The organism is Streptomyces sp. NBC_01446, from assembly GCF_026340095.1.
Classification (GTDB): Bacteria; Actinomycetota; Actinomycetes; order Streptomycetales; family Streptomycetaceae; genus Streptomyces; species Streptomyces aureus.
Genome location: NZ_JAPEPO010000002.1, coordinates 1037058 through 1053727, shown reverse-complemented (window position 1 = coordinate 1053727; position 16670 = coordinate 1037058). Strand labels below are relative to the sequence as shown.

Sequence of the window (16670 nt, the reverse complement as noted above, 5' to 3'; positions counted from 1 at the left end):
TGGCGTGACCGGTCAGCGGGCAGCGGATCCGGTCCGCCTTCCGCGCCAACTCGGCCGTAAGCAGGCGGCTGTTGACGGGCCGCCTAGCGGTTGGCTTTCGGCCAAGACGGGGCCCGGTGAGAGCCAGGTCGCTCAGGGGGGGCCACGGCGAACCGGATGTTCCCCGGAATTTCGCGCAGCAGGGCCCACCGCCCGGGGTCGTGGGCCAGGGTGCCGATGACGATCACCGTGGTGTCCAGACCGGCCGGCAGCATGGCCCGCACCAGGAGCGTCGCCTGCTCGGCTGTATTCGCCAGGCGCGTGGTCAGCGGCAAGGAGGCGATGGCCGCCGCGGGCGTCCCGCGTGTCCCGCTCGTGGCCAAGGAAGGTCTCGCCCTGCTGGACGGAACCTCGTTCTCCTGTGCCCAGACCGCGACCGTGACGACCTGCTCGCCGACCAAGACCACGCCGGGAACCGGACGATGCTGCTGTGCGTGCCGCGAAGCGCCGGACCGAGGCTCACGCTCGACGTGTGCCGGAGCCGATGCGCGGCGAAGGGGGGCAGGAAGCTGCGTCGGGCGGGCCGTCGTCGCCCGGATGTGTGTCCTGGGAAAGATCCCCCTCCAATGGCGTGGCCAGGAGCGGACGCGGTCGTTGGGCAGCGCATGAACGACCCGCGCAAAAGCGTTCCTGCGCCCCGACCGCGTCACGCTGCCCCGCTGGGCACGGGCCGGGCCGCCTCGCCGACGCCCATTTACGACGCCCTCGTGCACCAATGGCGCGCCCTGCAGCGGGAGGTCCCGCGCCCGCCCACCACACGGCAGGGCTGGGTACGCGTCGACCCCCAGGACCTGTTCCACCGTGGTTGAGCCAGTCCTACAAGAACCATTGCACAAGAACTCTTGTGTAAGTAGTCTCGTCCATATGGCCCCTCCGATCACCGATTCCCGGGTGCTGGCCGCCATGGCCCACCCGGCGCGCCGCCGCCTGCTAGACCTGCTGAAACTCGACGGCCCTTCCACCGCCAGCGCGCTCTCGCAGGCGACGGGAGAAGCCGTCGGCAATGTGAGTCACCACCTGAAGGCGCTGGCCGCCGCGGGGCTGATCGAGGAGGCCCCCGAACTCGCCCGCGACCGTCGCGAACGGTGGTGGCGGAGGACCACGCCGAAACTCCTGTGGTCCTCCGTCGACTTCGCCGACGACGCGGCGGGGGAGGCCGTCGCGAACGCCGCCGAGTCCCTCAACCTCGAACGGCAGATCGACCAGGTGCGCCGCTGGGCCGATCAGCCCCAGTCCGAACAGCAGCGCTGGCCGCTCGGCCCCTTCGTCGCCGAGGTGTGGCTGCGGATGACCGATGCCGAACTCGCCCAGTTCAAGGACGAGATCGTGGAAGTCATGGACAGGTGGGCCGATAGGGAACTCCCCGACGACGGTCAGAAGCGGGAAACCGTCTTCACCTTCGCCCGTGGGGTGCCGGGTCACCCGTAATCCGTATCCGTATCCGTATCCGTATCCGTATCCGTATCCACATCCGCATCCGCATCCGCATCCGCGAACAGCGCACTTGGCACGTACGACCCCTACCGCACACGCAGTCAGTCGGGCTCACGAAAGCAGGAGACATGTCTGTTTGGTTCATCACCGGTGCCTCGCGCGGTCTGGGCGCGGAGATCGTGCGGGAGGCGCTGGCGCGAGGGCATGACGTCGTCGCCACCGCACGCGACGCCGAAGCCGTACGCCGCGCGTTCCCGGACGCGTCCGACGCCCTGCTCGCCGTCGACCTGGACGTCACCGTGGAGGCGACGATACGGGCCGCGGTCGATGCCGCACTCGCGCGCTTCGGACGCATCGACGTCCTGGTCAACAACGCGGGGCGCGGCCTCCTCGGGGCGGTGGAAGAGGTCTCGGACGAGGCCGTACGTGCCGCGTTCGACATCAACGTCTTCGGGATGCTCGGCACGCTGCGGGCCGTACTGCCCACGCTCCGGGCCCAGCGGTCGGGTCACGTGATCAACATCGGCTCGGTCGGTGGTTTCGCCACCGCTCCCGGCGTCGGCCTGTACGGCGCGACGAAGTTCGCCGTCGAAGGCATCACCGAGGCGCTGCACGGCGAACTCGCCCCCCTGGGCGTCCACGTCACGGTCGTCGAACCCGGCGGCTTCCGCACCGACTTCCTCGACGCGTCGAGCCTCTACACCGAGCCCCACATGATCGACGACTACGCCCCCACGGCAGGCGCCACGCGCAAGGCCCTCGCGGACGTCAACCACCGCCAATCCGGAGACCCTGCCAAGGCGGCGGCCGCCGTCGCCGGCCTCGCCGAGAGCCCCGAACCCCCGCTCCGCCTCGTGCTCGGCCCCGACGCCGTGGCCCGGGTCGAGGCCAAACTCGACCTCGTCGCCCGCGAACTCGACCGGCACCGCGCCCTGGCCTTGTCCACGGACCTGCCGCCGTCGAACCACCCGGCATGACGTAGGGGCAGACCCGCCGACCACCGGAACCCGCACTCACGGACGCTGAGCTCTCCGACCTCGACGTGGACCAGCCGGGCCCGAGCAGCCCCGCCGGATCGCGCTGCATCTCCGCGCCCAGGGCCCCGCGCCACTCCGCCAGCCCGGCCGCGGCCCTTCACGCCTGGGGTGATCTGCTTGAAGTTGCTCGAAAGTTCCATTGACCGAGCAATTTCAAGCAGATAGCTTTCCTTCGTCCTCAGATCGTCAGTTCCTCGCGTCAGCTCCCCTCGTCACGTCCCGGAGCTGCGGGCGGACGGGGCGGTGGGCCGGCGGAACCACCGGCCGCGCCCGCCCTCGTACAAGGAGAGTCCCGTTGCCGGCGCGCTACCACCTGCGATTCCAGCTTCCTCCCCGCAAGGACCCGGCCGAGGCGGTCGCGCACGCCACCGCCCTGGCCCGGGCCTGCCAGGAGGCCGGGATCGACGAAGTCGTTCTCCTGCTCGCCGCCGAGGAGGTGTTCGACGGCAATCTCGCAGGTGAGGCCGAAGACCGCTGGTACGAGACCACGGCCACCGTCAGCGACATCCTGCGCGACGCCGGACTCGACGTCAGCCTCAATCCCTGGGTGACGACCGGCCACGCGGACCGCGGCCGCAAGGACGCCCACGGCTTCCTGCCGATGGTCTCGCCCACCGGCAGGACCGCTTCCGCACAGGCATCGTTCACCTGCCCCAGATGGCGCGAATGGCTGTACGCCCACTACGGACGCTTTGCCGGACTCGGCTTCCGCGTGCTGTGGCTGGAGGACGACTTCCGTTTCCACAACCACGCCCCGCTGGACTGGGGCGGCGGCTTCGAGACCCCGGTCCTGGACCGGCTGGCCGAACTCGTCGGCCGTCCCGTGACCCGCGACGAGGTCGTGCGGGCGATCACCGAACCCGGCCCGCCGCACCCGTGGCGCGCCCTCCTCCAGCAGGTCTGGCGCACCGTCCAGACGGAGATCGCCGAGCGGCTGAGCGAGGTCGTCGAGGAGCGTTCGTCGGGGCGGTCCCGGCTCGGGCTGATGAGCTCGCTGCCCGACGTCCACTCCGTCGAGGGCCGCGACTGGCCGTCGCTGTTCCAGGCCCTGGCCGTACAGGGCCGGGCCACGCACCGCCCGCACTTCGCCCCGTACAGCGACAGCGCCCCGCGCACTCTCAGCGGCCAGATGTGGCTCCTGGAGTCCCAGCGCGCGCTGCGGCCCGCCTGGGTCGAGTCCGAGCCGGAGATCGAGAACTGGCCGCACACCACCTGGTCGAAGTCGGACGTGCAGACCTGGTCCGAGATGACCACGGCCCAACTGTCCGGCGCGGACGCGCTGTTCCTCAACGTGCACCCCATGCAGGCCGGCCGCCCCGACCGCTTCTCCGGCACCGCACAGCTGCTGCGCCGCTCACGCCCGGCCCTCGACTGGATCGCGGGACGCCACTCCAAGGAGGGCCGGACACTCGGGGTCGGGCTGCCGTACCGGCAGGACGCCGCGGCCCACGTCCGCACCCGGACCGGCACTCTGGACGAGCTGCGCACCGGCCCGCGCGGGGCAGCCGACTTCCTGCTGCGCTACGGCATCCCGGTGACCGCCTCAAAGGCTCCGGTGCAGGCTGTCTTCGGCGCGCTGGCCTGGACGTTCGACGACGACGAGATCCGGGAGATGCTGACGGGCGGACTGCTGCTCGACGGAGTCGCGGCCGATGTGCTGACCCAGCGCGGATTCGGTGATCTGCTCGGTGTCCAGGTCGCCGAGGTCGTCGACCGCGAGGACGCGCAGGCGACGGACCCCTTCAGCTTCGAACAGATCACCCACCACCCCGACCCCGACATCGTCGGCACCCTGCTGAGCGTCAACACGCAGCCCGCGCTGGCCCGTCTGCGCCCGCATCCGGAAGCCGTCGTGTGGACGCACATCCTCACACCGGGGGAGGACGCGTGGGGCGCCGGAAGCTGCGGATACGTCAATGAGCTCGGCGGGCGCGTCGCCGTACTCGCCGCGACCGACCCCGCCGACCTGCCCCGCGACGACTTCGGGCAGCGCGTCATCCACGCCGTCATCCGGTTCCTGGAGGGACCGACCCCGACACTGCCGCTCGTCAGCGGCGGACCGCACCTGATCCCGCACCTGTCGCAACAGGACGGGGTGACACGACTCGCCATGGCCAACGGCAGCTTCGACCCCGCCGTGCCTCACGTGGACATCCCCACACCGCCCGACGCGGTGTCGTCGATCCGCCTCGACCCGCTGAAAACCCCGGAACCGGCGAGCGTCCTCCGCGGAGAGAACGGCGTCACGGCCGAGACGGAACTGCCGCATCGCGCTTGGCTGATGCTGGCCTGGTGAGCGGCCAGGCCGGACGTCGCGTGACCGGGGGCCGCGTGACGGGCGGCCACCCGGCCCATGGCCGAAATTCACTTGATCCGCTCTCCCGGGGCGCAGAGGGTGCAGGCATGACGACGGAGCTTCGCCTGGAGGCGATCACCCCGGCCAATTTCGAGACCGCGACAGCCCTCGAGGTCCGGCCGGACCAGCAACACTTGGTCGCCCCTGTGGTGAAGTCCCTCGCCGAGGCCTACGTGCATCCCGGAGTGGCCTGGCCCCGGCTGATCGTGGACGGCGGCCGGGCCGTCGGCTTCCTCATGGCCTTCTTCGACATCGACTTCGCCGGGGACGGTACGGGCAATGACGTGCGTTCCGGACTCTGGCGCCTGAACATCGCTGCCCGTGAACAGGGGCGGGGGTACGGCCGCTTCGCGGTCGAGTCCGTCGCGGACGAGATCCGGCGCCGTGGCGGAACCCGTCTCACGGTCACCTGGCACCCCGGTGCGCGCGGCCCGGAAGGGTTCTACCTAGGGCTCGGGTTCCGGCTGACCGGCGAGACGAGCGGGGATCAGACGGTCGGGGAGCTGGACCTGGCTCAGCAGCCCGCGGCCGGCCGGTCCCGGACGGCGTAACTCAGGGCGCCGGGCGGGTGTCCTGTGCGTACGGTCGGCGATGGGCGCCCTGACCGGACGGCGCACCCGGGCGGCCTCGCGGGCCACTTCGCACGTACCGCGAGGCCGCCCATCACCACATCGGGCGGGGGAGGGGGCTCTTGCCGACAGCCCTCGGACAGGCTGGACTTCGGAGATCCCGACAGGGCCCGTACGCGCTCCGGCCTAGGCCGTCCACGGAGGGTCAGGCGCGGTCCAGGAAGTCTGCGATCAGAGGGGCGATCTGCGGCAGGTGGTCCTCCAGGGCGAAGTGGCCCGTCTCGAAGAGGTGCAGCTCCGCGTCCGGGACGTCGCGGAGATAGGCGCGGGCCCCCGGCTCGGGGAAGAAGGGGTCGTTGACGCCCCAGGTGATCAGCGTCGGCGGTCGGTGCTCGCGCAGCCACTCCTGCCAGTCCGGATAGGCGGCGACGTTGCTCTTGTAGTCGTAGGCCAGGGCGAGTTGGGCCTGCTTGCGGCCGGGCAGTTCCAGGAAGTGCTGGTCAAGGAGCCAGCCCTCGGGGGCGACCAGCGAGGGATCTGAGGTGCCGCCCTCGTACTGGGAGCGGGTGGCCTCTTCGGTGAACAGGCCCATGATGGTCTGCCCGGCCCCGGGAGTGTCCGGGGTGAGAGCGGTGAAGTCACGCGCCGCGTCCGACAGGCCTTCGGCGTAGGCGTTGCCGTTCTGCACGATCAGGCCGGTGATCCGCTCCGGGTGACGCAGCGCGAGACGGAAGCCGACGGGCGCGCCGAAGTCGAAGAGGTACAGGGCGAACCGGGTCAGGCCGAGGCGTTCGACGAAGCCTTCGGTGACGGCCGCGAGCCGGTCGAAGCTGTACTCGAACCCCTCGGGCGCCGACGTGTGACCGAATCCGGGGTAGTCGGGCGCGATGAGGCGGTAGTGCACGCCCAAGGCGTCGATCAGGCGCCGGAACTGGTGCGAGGCGGACGGAAAGCCGTGCAGCAGGAGCAGCACGGGGGCGTCGGCGCGCTCCGGAAGGGATTCCCGGTAGAAGACCTCGACGCCGTCAACGTCGATGCGCTGGTGGGCAGTTCGGGCGGGAAGGGCGACGCGGGGTGCGGTCCGGGACTCCATGCCACATGCCTCCGGGGCGAGAAAACGCATTAGATGAATGAGTTATAGCGACCTCTCTTCTAATGTGTCAATGGCGGGATGTAGCATTAGGCGCATGAGTGACGGCGAACCGCTGACCGGCGAACCCTTGGCCCTGGACCTCGTCAACACCCGACCCACGGGGCCTGACGGCCGCCCCGCCGACCTCATCGACACGCCACGACGGCTGGCCGCCTGGCTGGACCTCGAAGCGGACCGACTCTCCGGGGACTTCAGCCGTACCGCCCCGAGCCCGGACGACCTCGCCGCCGTCCACGCCGTCCGTGCCCACATCGAGGCCGCCCTCCGCGCGGTGGCCGACGGAAACGAGCCGCCCCCCTCGGCCTTGCGCGCGCTGACCGAGGCGCAGCGCCTCGCGCCTGCCGTCCGCGAACTGGCCTGGGACGGCGCCGCCGTGACGGCGACTCCCCGACGGGCCGGAGCGCTGGGTGTCCGCCTCGCCGCCCACCTGGCGGAATCCGCCGCCGACCTCCTCACCGGCCCCGGGGTCGGCAAGGTCAGGCGGTGCGAGGCCGAGGACTGCGTGCTGCTGTTCCTGCCGGCCCACCCCCGCCGCCGCTGGTGCTCGGCCGCCCGCTGCGGCAACCGCGCGCGCGTTGCCCGCTACTACCAGCGCCACAAGTCGAGCGCCGCGAACAGCTAGGCAGGGGTGGGGAGTTGAGTGCCGTCCCTTCGTAGCCGCACGTGTCCGTCCGTTCGCGAGGCGTGCTTCCGATCACGTCCGGAGTCTGTGAAACTTGAACAGTCACGCTCGTCGTGGCAGCCCCCGCCGTCCCCTATCCCCGTGACGGCGGGGTGCTACGCCGTCACGTCGCGCGGGCGAGTTCAAAGACCGAGATCGGTGAGGCCCGGGTGGTCGTCGGGGCGGCGGCCGAGCGGCCAGCGATACTTGCGCTCGGACTCCTCGATCGGCAGGTCGTTGATGCTCGCGTGGCGCGTGCGCATCAGGCCGTCGTCGTCGAACTCCCAGTTCTCGTTGCCGTACGAACGGAACCAGTGGCCGGAGTCGTCATGCCATTCGTACGCGAAGCGGACCGCGATGCGGTGGCCGTCGAAGGCCCACAGTTCCTTGACGAGGCGGTAGTCCAGCTCGCGGTTCCACTTGCGCGACAGGAACTCCACGATCGCTTCCCGGCCGGTGATGAACTCGGCGCGATTGCGCCAGCGTGAGTCCTCGCTGTAGGCCAGGGCGACCTTCTGCGGGGAGCGGCTGTTCCAGCCGTCCTCGGCGAGGCGCACCTTCTCGATCGCGGTCTCGCGGTTGAAGGGCGGGAGGGGTGGGCGTGTGGACATGGCTGCCTGCCTTCCAATGGTCAACTGGGGCCGTTCTACAGGAGAACGTAGGCTTCCGGCGCGTGCGCCACCAGGACGAGGTCGCGTAGGACGCGTTCGAGCAGGACAAGATCGAGCAAGGCACGTCGGAAGAGGAGGAGGGGCGGATGGCGAAGTCGTACCGTGTCGGACCCGGGACGCGCGCGGTCAACAGGGTGTTCCTGACCATGACCCGGCTGGGGATGGGCAAGGGCTACCGCTACATCCTGACCGTGAACGGCAGGAAGTCGGGCCGCCCGTACTCCACCCCGGTCGACGTGATGTCGGCGGGCGGCGAGCGCTGGCTCGTCGCCGCGTACGCAGTGAGCAACTGGGTGCGCAACGCGCGCGTCGCCGGCGAGGTCGGCCTGAGCCGCGGCGGCCGTTCCCAGAAATTGCGCGTGGTCGAACTCGGCCCCGAGGAGAGCGTCCCCGTGCTGCGGCAGTACCTGCGGGAAGTGCCGCTCACCCGGGCCCACTTCGACGTGACCCTTGATTCGGCCGACGAGGAGTTCGCCGCCGAGGCGGCACGGCACCCGGTGTTCCGTCTGGTGGCGTTTGCCTGAATTCGCGTACGACCGTCCATTCCCGATCGGGGTGTTGCCGGGAGCGGCGTGCGTGACGCGGCAGACGGTGAAAGTACGATCGCCCAATGTCTGATACGACCGAGACCACGCCCGGCTGGCTCACCTCCGACGATCTTGAGCTGGCGCGCGCACGCATGCCGATCCTTTACGTCGAGGCCGTACCGGTGCGAGTCGACAACAATGGTGAAGTCACCCACATCGGACTGCTGTTGCGCATCGGGCGGGACGGGACGGTCAGCCGCTCCTTCGTCTCCGGCCGGGTGCTGCACCACGAACGCGTCCGCGACGCGCTGCTGCGTCATCTGGAGAAGGACCTAGGCCCGGTCGCCCTGCCCCGCGTACCGGCGTCCCTGCAGCCTTTCACTGTCGCCGAGTACTTCCCGACGCTCGGCGTCACGCCGTTCCACGACCCGCGCCAGCATGCCGTGTCCCTCGCGTACATCGTCCCGGTGACAGGTGACTGCCGGCCCCGGCAGGACGCGCTCGACCTGGTCTGGTTCACCCCGGAGGAAGCCTCGTCACAGATGGTCCAGAACGAGATGCCGGGCGGGCACGGCGTCCTCCTGAAGCAGGCCCTCGCATACGTGGGGGCCCTTTCCTGAGCATGGAACGGGTGGGTGGCCGGCGAACGCTGTGACGCCCCGCCGGCAACTACCTCAGAGGTAATCGACCCCTCGAACGCCCGCGGGCTACGTTCGGGTCCTCGTCTCCGCACCGCGAGGACCTGAACGAGGGAGCCCGACCGTGCCCGCCTATGGCTTCGCGCATCTTCGCAGCCGCCGGCATCACGCCGACATCATCGAGTACTTGGAGCGCATCCAGGCCACGCTCGACCCCTTCGAGGGCCGCTTCGTCATCCATGGCCCGCCCGCCGAAGTGGTCGAGGGGAGCTGGCCCGGCAGCATGGTGCTGATCGAGTTTCCCGGCCTCGCCGAGGCGCGTGCCTGGTACAACTCGCCCGCGTACCAGGACATTCTGCGGCTGCGGACCGACCACGTCGAGGGGGATCTGCTGCTGATCGAGGGCGTCGGGCCGGACTACGACCCGACCGAGCGGGCCGCGAAACTGCGTGCGGAGGCAGGGCGGTCGGGCGTGTAGCCGAGGCCGGAACGCGCCCGGCCCTCAGGACGCTGTCGGGGTCGGAGAGGCGTCTGCCCGGGACTTCGAGCGGGCGCCGTCGCACACGAGGTTGACGCCGATCGTGACCGGAGTCGTGGGGGACGCCGCGGTGGTGGGCGGGAAGGTGGCCGCCGCCGTCCAGTTGCCCTTGCGCAGGGTGAGGGACGCGCTGCCCAGGTTCCGGCCGCTCTTCCAGCCGTGTTCGGAACGGGCACGGGCGAAGCCGGCCTTCAGCGCCGCAGCGGCCTTCGCCGACTCACTGCCGCCAGTCAGCCGCTCGGTGCACTCGATCACGATCTGATCCTGCGGCGCCCGATCGAGCGTGACGCCCGCCGCCGCGAGCGCTGATGTCAGCTCGCGCACCGCGGTGTCCGCCGACAGGCGCGGTTCCGCCGATCGTGACGGAAGCGGGCCCTTGTCGTCGATGAGTTGGGTACAGCCCGTCGCGGCCGCTGTCGCGGTCACCGCGATGACCATTGCCACAATGTGCGTCGTCACCTGACGGCGTCGCATGATCCCGTCCATCCCCTCGAAGCGCCCAACGGCAGACCAGTCTCCCATCCGCGCGCTGCGGGCTGCGGGGGCCCGGTCCTGTGATGCGGTGTGCGTGTGTCCAAGGGGAATAGAGGCATCGGATCGGGACTATGTTCTGTATATGACCGACACTTCGTTCAACCCGCGTACGCTCCTCGCCCAGAGCCGACTCGGTGTTCTCGCCACGATCAAGTCGGACGGCCTGCCTCAGCTTTCCCCCGTCATGCCCTTCTACGACGAGGAGGCCGGTCTGCTTCACGTCTCTATGACCGAGGGGCGGGCCAAGACGGCGAATCTGCGCCGCGACCCGCGCGCCGCACTGGAGGTCACCAGCGCCGACGGCTGGTCGTGGGCCACGGCCGACGGCCCGGTGACGCTCGTCGGACCGGGAACCGACCCGAACGGCCCCGAGGTCGAGGCCCTCGTCAACTACTACCGCGCCGCGTCCGGCGAGCATCCCGACTGGGACGAGTACCGGTCGGTGATGGTGACGGACCGCAGGGTGCTCATGACGATGACAGTCACGCGCGTGTACGGGTCCCAGGCAGGCTGACGCGTTTGCCGGGTCACGCCTCGTGAGCGAACTCGTCCCTATTGCTGCCCTCTGTGAATCCCCGGCCGGCGCTTCGCCCTTGATTACGCACAGTGCTACAAAGGGGATATGACGCAGTCCCTCGGGCGGCCTGCCGCCCGACAGGGGGGCGCAGTTTCCGGGGAGCCGCAGCCCTCCTGGGGACAGAGCCTCCGCTCCCTCGTCAGCGTGCACAGCGTCGCAGGCCAGGTGTTTCTGCTGCAGCTGACACTGACCGTACTGCTCGTCGTCGCGGCCGGCACGGCACTCGTGCTCCAGGCCAGGGACTCCGCCATGAAGGATGCCGGTCAGCGCTCGGTCGCGACCGCCGAGGCGTTCGCCCACTCCCCGGGGACGGTGGCCGCCATGAAGTCCGCCGACCCCGGCGCCGTGCTCCAGCCCAGTTCGGAGGCGACCCGCAAGGCAACCGGTGTCGACTACGTCGTGACGTTCAGCCCGTCGGGCATCCGCTGGTCCCACCCCGACCCGCGCCTGATCGGCAAGCACGTGATCGGCTCGTTCGCACCCGCGCTCGCCGGCCATACGGTCACCAGCACCTTCAACACATCCGTCGGCCCCGCCGTGAACACGACCGTCCCGGTCATCGACACCGACGGCTCCGTCGTCGGCCTCGTGAGCGTCGGGATCACCGTGGAGAACGTGAACGCCGGGGTGTCGGGCAGACTGCCCCTGCTTGTGGGTTCCGCCGTGGGCGCGCTACTCATCGTGACGGCCGGTTCGGTCCTCGTGAGCAAGAGGGTGCGGCGCCAGACCCACGGCCTGGACCCCGCCGAGCTCTCGCGCATGTACGAGCACCATGACGCGGTCCTGCACGCCGTGAAGGAAGGCGTGCTCATCACCAGCGGGGACGGCCGTCTGCTGCTCGCCAACGACGAGGCGAAACGGCTCCTCGCACTGCCCCCGGGTGCGGAAGGGCGACCCGTCGCGGAACTCGGCCTCCCCCCGCACATGGCCGAACTCCTCGTCACCGAACGTGTCGTGACCGACGAGGTGCACCCCGCGGGCGACCGCCTGCTCGCGGTGAACGTGCGGTCGACCGCCCTGTACGGCGGGCCCGCCGGCAACGCGGTGACACTGCGGGACTCCACCGAGCTGCGGGCCCTCGCGGGCAGGGCACAGGCGGCCAGGGAACGCCTGCAACTCCTGTACGACGCGGGCATGCGCATCGGCACGACCCTGGACGTCGTACGCACCGCGGAGGAACTGGCCCAGGTCGCCGTCCCCCGCTTCGCCGACGTCGTCAGCGTCGAACTCCTGGACGGCGTCGTGCAGGGCGGCGAGCCCAGCGGAGACACCGCCGAAATGCGCCGCACGGCGGTCACGGGCATCACGCGCAAGGACGTGTTCTACCCGGTGGGCGAACTGATCCGGTTCGTCCCGTCGACGCCGATGGCGAGGTCCATGAGCGCCGGCCACGCGGTGCTCGAGGAGGATCTGGGTGCGACAGGCGCCTGGCGCATGCAGGGCCCCGAGCGGGCCCGGCGGATTCTGGAACACGGCATCCGCTCACTGATCAGCGTGCCCCTGAGCGCACGCGGCGTCGTGCTCGGCCTCGCGAACTTCTGGCGCATGGAGAGCACCGGGTCCTTCGAGTCGGAGGACCTGTCGACCGCCGAGGAGCTGGCGGCACGCGCCGCCGTGGCGATCGACAACGCCCGCCGCTTCACCCGCGAACACGCCATGGCCGTCACCCTGCAGCGCAGCCTGCTGCCCGGCGCGCTCCCCGAGCAGTCCGCCCTCCAGGTGGCCCACCGGTACCTGCCCGCCGAGGCGGGGGTCGGCGGCGACTGGTTCGACCTCATCCCGCTGCCTGGCGCCCGCGTCGCCCTGGTCGTCGGCGACGTCGTCGGGCACGGCGTACGCGCGGCGGCCACGATGGGGCAGCTGCGCACCGCCGTCCACAACTTCTCGTCCCTCGACCTGACCCCCGACGAACTCCTGAGCCACCTCGACGATCAGGTCACCCGCATCGACGCCGACGCCGCACGCGACGGCGAGGGCGACGGCGCGGGAATCGTCGGGGCGACCTGCCTGTACGCGATCTACGACGCGGTCACCGGACACGTGACGATGGCCTCGTCCGGCCACCCGGGGCCGGCCGTGGTCCTCCCCGACGGCACCGTCACCCTCCTCGACGTACCCGTGTCCCCGCCGCTCGGGCTCGGCGACAGCCTGCCGATGGAGACCCTCGAACTGCTCCTGCCCGAAGGGTCCCAACTCGTGCTCTACACGGATGGTTTGATCGAGGACCGCCACCGCGACTTCGACACGGGCATCGAGATGCTGCGCGCCGCCCTCGCCCACGGCGCGGACCGCACACCGCAGGAGACCTGCGCGGAGGTCCTCGGCGCGGTGATGCCGGAACGGCCCGACGACGATGTCGCCCTGATCGTGGCGCGCACCCGGCTCCTCGACCCAGGCCGAGTCGCCGAATGGGACGTGCCCTGCGACCCGGCGGCCGTCGCGCCCGTACGCTCCGCGTGCCTGCGCCAGCTCGAGACGTGGGGCCTGGACGGGATCGCGTTCACCACCGAGCTCGTCCTCAGCGAGCTCATCACCAACGCCATCCGCTACGGCACCCGGCCCGTCAAGGTCCGCCTGCTGTACGACCGCAACCTCATCTGCGAGATCTCCGACGGCAGCAGCACCGCACCCCATCTGCGCCGGGCCGCCACCACCGACGAGGGCGGACGAGGACTGTTCCTCGTCGCCCACTACGCCGAACGCTGGGGAACGCGCTATTCGCCGCGCGGCAAGGTGATCTGGGCCGAGCTGTCCCCGCACGCCGGAGAGCCGGAACCCGCACCGGACCTAGGCGACGACTTCTTGGATCAGTGGGCCGAACCGGAGATCTGACGGGACGCCGCGCCCGGCGTCATGCCCTGGTGCCCGGTCAGTCGGTGTCCGTGGCGGCGAGGACGGCGAGCCGGCGACGGTCGGGCGAGAGCGCGGCGATGCCGTAGTCGGCGCAGGCGTCGTTGTGGAACCACTCCGCGTCGGCCTCGAAGTGGAACCACGTGCTCTGGCTCACGTGGCGCTCGACGTCCTCGGCGCTCGCGCCCTCGGCGGTCCCGCTGAGGCCCGCCAGCGAACGCCAGGCCCAGAGTCGTCCGTAGGCGCCGTGTACGCCCTCGCCGTACATGCCGCCCATCGACGCCGTGGCGAAGAGCAGCCGCCAGATCTCGTCCACCGGGCGGGCCGCGATCTCGAAGCGGGCCGTGGGGCCGAGCCCGTCGACGCAGGGCATGGGAAGGGTCGGGAGAAGAGCCGGTACCTGCTCCGGCGAGATGGCCTCGTCGAGGCGGAAGACCCACGCCCCGTGGTCACCCCACTCCCCGGCCTCCGGGGCGGCGACGATGCTCGTGTGCACGGCCGTGGTGGCGACGTCCTGAAGGGCGGAACGCCGGGACGAGCGTGGTGTGGGCGGATCCATCCGGCCCTCGGCGGGCAGGCCCGACCCGCCACCTCTGGCGGACCCGCGCAGTGAGCGGCTGGGGAAGTCGACGGCGGTCTCCATGTCGCGGAGCTGATCCGGCAGCCACGCGAGGGCGGACCAGCCCGGCCGGACGATCGTCCAGGTGCGCAGCGGCCGGAAGTCGTCGATGTCCACGCCGCGAAGGATCAACTCGTGGAAGAGACAGCCCCGCAGCTCCTCGAGGCGGTCCGTGCGGGGACGGTCGAACACGATGGCCGCCAGGTCGGCGGGCTCCTGGTGCTCGGCGAGGAGCGATGCGACGAAGCGCGGGTGGAGGCCGGTCGACGCCTGCTCGTCGAGGAGCCGGAGCAACTGCGTGAGGCTGTCACGTCCGCGGGTGAGAGCAAGTACGCGTACGACATGGGCCAGGTGGCGTCCGTACTCCCGCGCCTGCTCGGCGGCGGCGTCGCGCCGGTCGGCGAGCCGCGCGCCCAACTCCCGCAGAGACGAGGTGTCACCGCGTGCCGCGCGCGCCTCGACCTGATCCCAGTCGAGCGGGACGAGATCATCCATTGCGTCCTCCACGGTCGGTCACCCTACGGGGCGGGGTTCGCGGCGGGTCACGACGACCTGGACGTCGTCCTCGTAGATGACGTGGCCCGGGTCGGTGGACCGGACCATGCGGCATTCGACTCCGTGTGCGGCGAGGATTTCCAGGTAGCCGTCGACGCGCTCTATGAGGTGCGTCGCCGTCGGCTTGAACCAGGCGGTGGCGGTGGGGTTGACCGCCGGGTCGTAGACCGTCGGGTCCGTGTTCGAGGGGTCCGGGTACGCGAGGTCGTACCAGGCGTTGTTCTCGCGCCGGAAGAGTTCCTGCTCCTCGCTGAGCCTGCCCGCGCGGCCGAGCCGGTTGACCAGACCGAACACGCCCGTGAAGTGTCCCCGCTCGTTCGGCGTGACCGCCTGGAAGCGTACGTACTCGGTGGGGCCGCCGCTGCCTCGAGTCGTCATCGGGCGATCTTCGCATGCCTGAGCCGGCGGCTTCCGTGCGGTGGTCCCGCGGGAGTCACAAGGCCGCGGGCCGCGCCTGACGGACCGTCCACCGGCTATGTCGGCCCGGCGGACAGGAACACGGGGGTCACGGACACGGGGAAGCGGACCAGCGACCCGTCACGCGTCACCGGCACGGCGACCCCGAACGCGTCCACGGCGTGCGCCTCCGCATGCGGCCAGGGACGTTCGATCCGCGTGGGCGGCTCGTCCTCACCGGTGAACACGTCCCCCGCCGTCCACACGACCTCCAGGGGGCCGCGCCCGGGCCGAGACACCTCGTAGACGTACAGATCCGGACGTACCCCGGCTGCGAGGCGGCGCACGCCGTCGGCGCCGTCCAGATGTCCGGCCAGGCGGGCGAACGCGTCGGCCGAAGGGTGGTGTACGGCCAACTCCGGTCCGTCGTAGTCGAGCAGGGCGAGCTTGCCGAACAGGAATCCCATCATGTTCAGCCGGTCGCGGTAGCCGGGGATCTCGGGCGCGAGGTTCCAGCACACGGTGCGGGTCACGCCGGTGGCCAGGGCGAGAACGTTGCGGGTCACGACCTGGCGGCAATTGATCCGGTCCCTGCGCGCGGCGAGTTCCGGCGGGCAGTCCTCGAGGAACATCCGCAGCGAGTCCGGGAGTTCGGCCTCCCGGGCGTACAGCGCCCGCATGGTACTGCGGTCCGGCGGCTCCGCCTGTGCACCGGTGGCGGGGGACATGAACGCCGCCATCATCTCCTGCTGGAAGACGGCCTGGGCCTCGGGGAACTCGAACAAGGTCGGCCCGTTGTACTCGCCAGCCACCACAGGCCGTTCGTAGCCGTGCCGGCGCATCATCGCGCGCACGGACTCCACGTGTTCCGGGATGTCGTGCGGGTCGCCGTACAGGTGCACGGAGAAGAGGTCGAACGCGTCGCGGCCGTGCTCCACCACGTGGTCGAAGAAGGCGCGCTCCTCGCTTCCGGGCGGGCTCGACAGCACGTCGTAGCCGCAGCCGCCGAGGACGATCCGCGCGCCGGGGTCGGCCTCACGCACCGCGCGCGTGAAGGCCGTCAGCTGCTCGACGTACTCGGGCGCGGTGCCGTCCCAGAGGAGGCCCGTATTGCTCGGCTCGTTGTTGCACTGCCAGTAGTCGATACGGCCCCTGCAGCGGGTCACCAGGTGGCTCACGAAGCGCGCGTACTGCGCGGTGTCACGTGCCGGAGACGACGGCAGGAACGCCGAAGGGTTCCGCGTGGCCCAGGGCGAGCTCGAACAGACCGTGACCCACGCCTCGTCGGCGGGGTCCAGCTGGTCGAGGATCGCGTCCACCACGGTCCAGTCGTAGCGGCCGGGTTCCGGCTCGACCTGTCCCCAGTAGACGTAGACACGCACCAGCGCACCGCCCAGTGCCCGGATCTGCGGGACGAAGGGATCCGGCTTGCCGAACATGCCGTAGCTGATCCCCCGGACGATGCCGAGCCGGATCCCGGCGGGTGCGGCGGTTGGGTCCATGACGCTCTCCTCAC

Annotated in this window: 17 protein-coding genes; 11 read left to right on the top strand and 6 right to left on the bottom strand. The window is 70.6% G+C overall.

Annotated features, from left to right (window positions below; translation table 11 throughout):
* The first annotated feature begins 321 nt into the window (after positions 1 to 321).
* The 5 genes from OG456_RS50945 (at position 322) to OG456_RS42530 (ending at position 5417) form a co-directional block, all read left to right on the top strand.
* On the top strand, positions 322 to 648 hold the full coding sequence (locus OG456_RS50945) for a hypothetical protein (RefSeq protein ID WP_354006147.1): 327 nt from the start codon (positions 322 to 324) through the stop codon (positions 646 to 648).
* 255 nt (positions 649 to 903) lie between these two features.
* The gene (locus OG456_RS42545) at positions 904 to 1467 is read left to right on the top strand and encodes a winged helix-turn-helix domain-containing protein (protein WP_266570436.1); all 564 of its coding nucleotides are present in this window, start codon (positions 904 to 906) and stop codon (positions 1465 to 1467) included.
* Between the two features lie 134 nt (positions 1468 to 1601).
* Complete coding sequence (locus OG456_RS42540) at positions 1602 to 2450, top strand: oxidoreductase (RefSeq protein ID WP_266570435.1); 849 nt, start codon at positions 1602 to 1604, stop codon at positions 2448 to 2450.
* Positions 2451 to 2805: 355 nt separating this feature from the next.
* A complete protein-coding gene (locus OG456_RS42535; RefSeq protein ID WP_266570434.1) occupies positions 2806 to 4806 on the top strand; it encodes a hypothetical protein in 2001 nt (666 codons plus the stop codon).
* A gap of 107 nt (positions 4807 to 4913) precedes the next feature.
* Positions 4914 to 5417 carry a GNAT family N-acetyltransferase gene (locus OG456_RS42530; RefSeq protein WP_266570433.1) on the top strand — a complete coding sequence of 168 codons (504 nt, stop codon included), beginning with the start codon at positions 4914 to 4916 and terminating at the stop codon, positions 5415 to 5417.
* 223 nt (positions 5418 to 5640) lie between these two features.
* Here the strand turns inward: OG456_RS42530 and OG456_RS42525 are convergent, their stop codons facing one another.
* Positions 5641 to 6528, bottom strand: a complete 888-nt coding sequence (locus OG456_RS42525) for an alpha/beta fold hydrolase (RefSeq protein WP_266570431.1) — start codon at positions 6526 to 6528, stop codon at positions 5641 to 5643.
* A gap of 94 nt (positions 6529 to 6622) precedes the next feature.
* On the opposite strand from OG456_RS42525, the gene OG456_RS42520 reads away from it, so the two are divergent.
* Positions 6623 to 7210, top strand: a complete 588-nt coding sequence (locus OG456_RS42520) for an ABATE domain-containing protein (RefSeq protein WP_266570430.1) — start codon at positions 6623 to 6625, stop codon at positions 7208 to 7210.
* Between the two features lie 182 nt (positions 7211 to 7392).
* On the opposite strand, the gene OG456_RS42515 is transcribed toward OG456_RS42520, so the two are convergent.
* On the bottom strand, positions 7393 to 7860 hold the full coding sequence (locus OG456_RS42515) for a nuclear transport factor 2 family protein (RefSeq protein WP_266570429.1): 468 nt from the start codon (positions 7858 to 7860) through the stop codon (positions 7393 to 7395).
* A 146-nt stretch (positions 7861 to 8006) separates the two neighbouring features.
* Here OG456_RS42515 and OG456_RS42510 point away from each other — a divergent pair, with 146 nt between their 5' ends.
* The 3 genes from OG456_RS42510 (at position 8007) to OG456_RS42500 (ending at position 9563) form a co-directional block, all read left to right on the top strand.
* Positions 8007 to 8444: a nitroreductase/quinone reductase family protein gene (locus OG456_RS42510; RefSeq protein ID WP_266570428.1), complete on the top strand. Its 438-nt coding sequence runs from the start codon at positions 8007 to 8009 to the stop codon at positions 8442 to 8444.
* An 86-nt stretch (positions 8445 to 8530) separates the two neighbouring features.
* Positions 8531 to 9067, top strand: a complete 537-nt coding sequence (locus tag OG456_RS42505) for an NUDIX hydrolase family protein (protein ID WP_266570427.1) — start codon at positions 8531 to 8533, stop codon at positions 9065 to 9067.
* 142 nt (positions 9068 to 9209) lie between these two features.
* Positions 9210 to 9563, top strand: coding sequence for a DUF1330 domain-containing protein (locus OG456_RS42500; protein ID WP_266570426.1), 354 nt, complete (start codon positions 9210 to 9212; stop codon positions 9561 to 9563).
* Between the two features lie 24 nt (positions 9564 to 9587).
* On the opposite strand, the gene OG456_RS42495 is transcribed toward OG456_RS42500, so the two are convergent.
* Positions 9588 to 10097, bottom strand: a complete 510-nt coding sequence (locus OG456_RS42495) for a hypothetical protein (protein ID WP_266570425.1) — start codon at positions 10095 to 10097, stop codon at positions 9588 to 9590.
* 142 nt (positions 10098 to 10239) lie between these two features.
* Here OG456_RS42495 and OG456_RS42490 point away from each other — a divergent pair, with 142 nt between their 5' ends.
* Both OG456_RS42490 and OG456_RS42485 read left to right on the top strand, forming a co-directional pair.
* Positions 10240 to 10671 carry a PPOX class F420-dependent oxidoreductase gene (locus OG456_RS42490; protein ID WP_266570424.1) on the top strand — a complete coding sequence of 144 codons (432 nt, stop codon included), beginning with the start codon at positions 10240 to 10242 and terminating at the stop codon, positions 10669 to 10671.
* 207 nt (positions 10672 to 10878) lie between these two features.
* Positions 10879 to 13566 (top strand): SpoIIE family protein phosphatase/ATP-binding protein, encoded by a 2688-nt coding sequence (locus OG456_RS42485; RefSeq protein ID WP_266570423.1) that lies wholly within the window; start codon positions 10879 to 10881, stop codon positions 13564 to 13566.
* Positions 13567 to 13603: 37 nt separating this feature from the next.
* On the opposite strand, the gene OG456_RS42480 is transcribed toward OG456_RS42485, so the two are convergent.
* The 3 genes from OG456_RS42480 to OG456_RS42470 form a co-directional block, all read right to left on the bottom strand.
* Positions 13604 to 14698, bottom strand: coding sequence for a DUF6183 family protein (locus tag OG456_RS42480; protein ID WP_266570422.1), 1095 nt, complete (start codon positions 14696 to 14698; stop codon positions 13604 to 13606).
* A gap of 18 nt (positions 14699 to 14716) precedes the next feature.
* Positions 14717 to 15136, bottom strand: a complete 420-nt coding sequence (locus OG456_RS42475) for a hypothetical protein (RefSeq protein WP_266570421.1) — start codon at positions 15134 to 15136, stop codon at positions 14717 to 14719.
* A 95-nt stretch (positions 15137 to 15231) separates the two neighbouring features.
* On the bottom strand, positions 15232 to 16656 hold the full coding sequence (locus OG456_RS42470) for a hypothetical protein (protein ID WP_266570420.1): 1425 nt from the start codon (positions 16654 to 16656) through the stop codon (positions 15232 to 15234).
* Between the last annotated feature and the right edge of the window lie 14 nt (positions 16657 to 16670).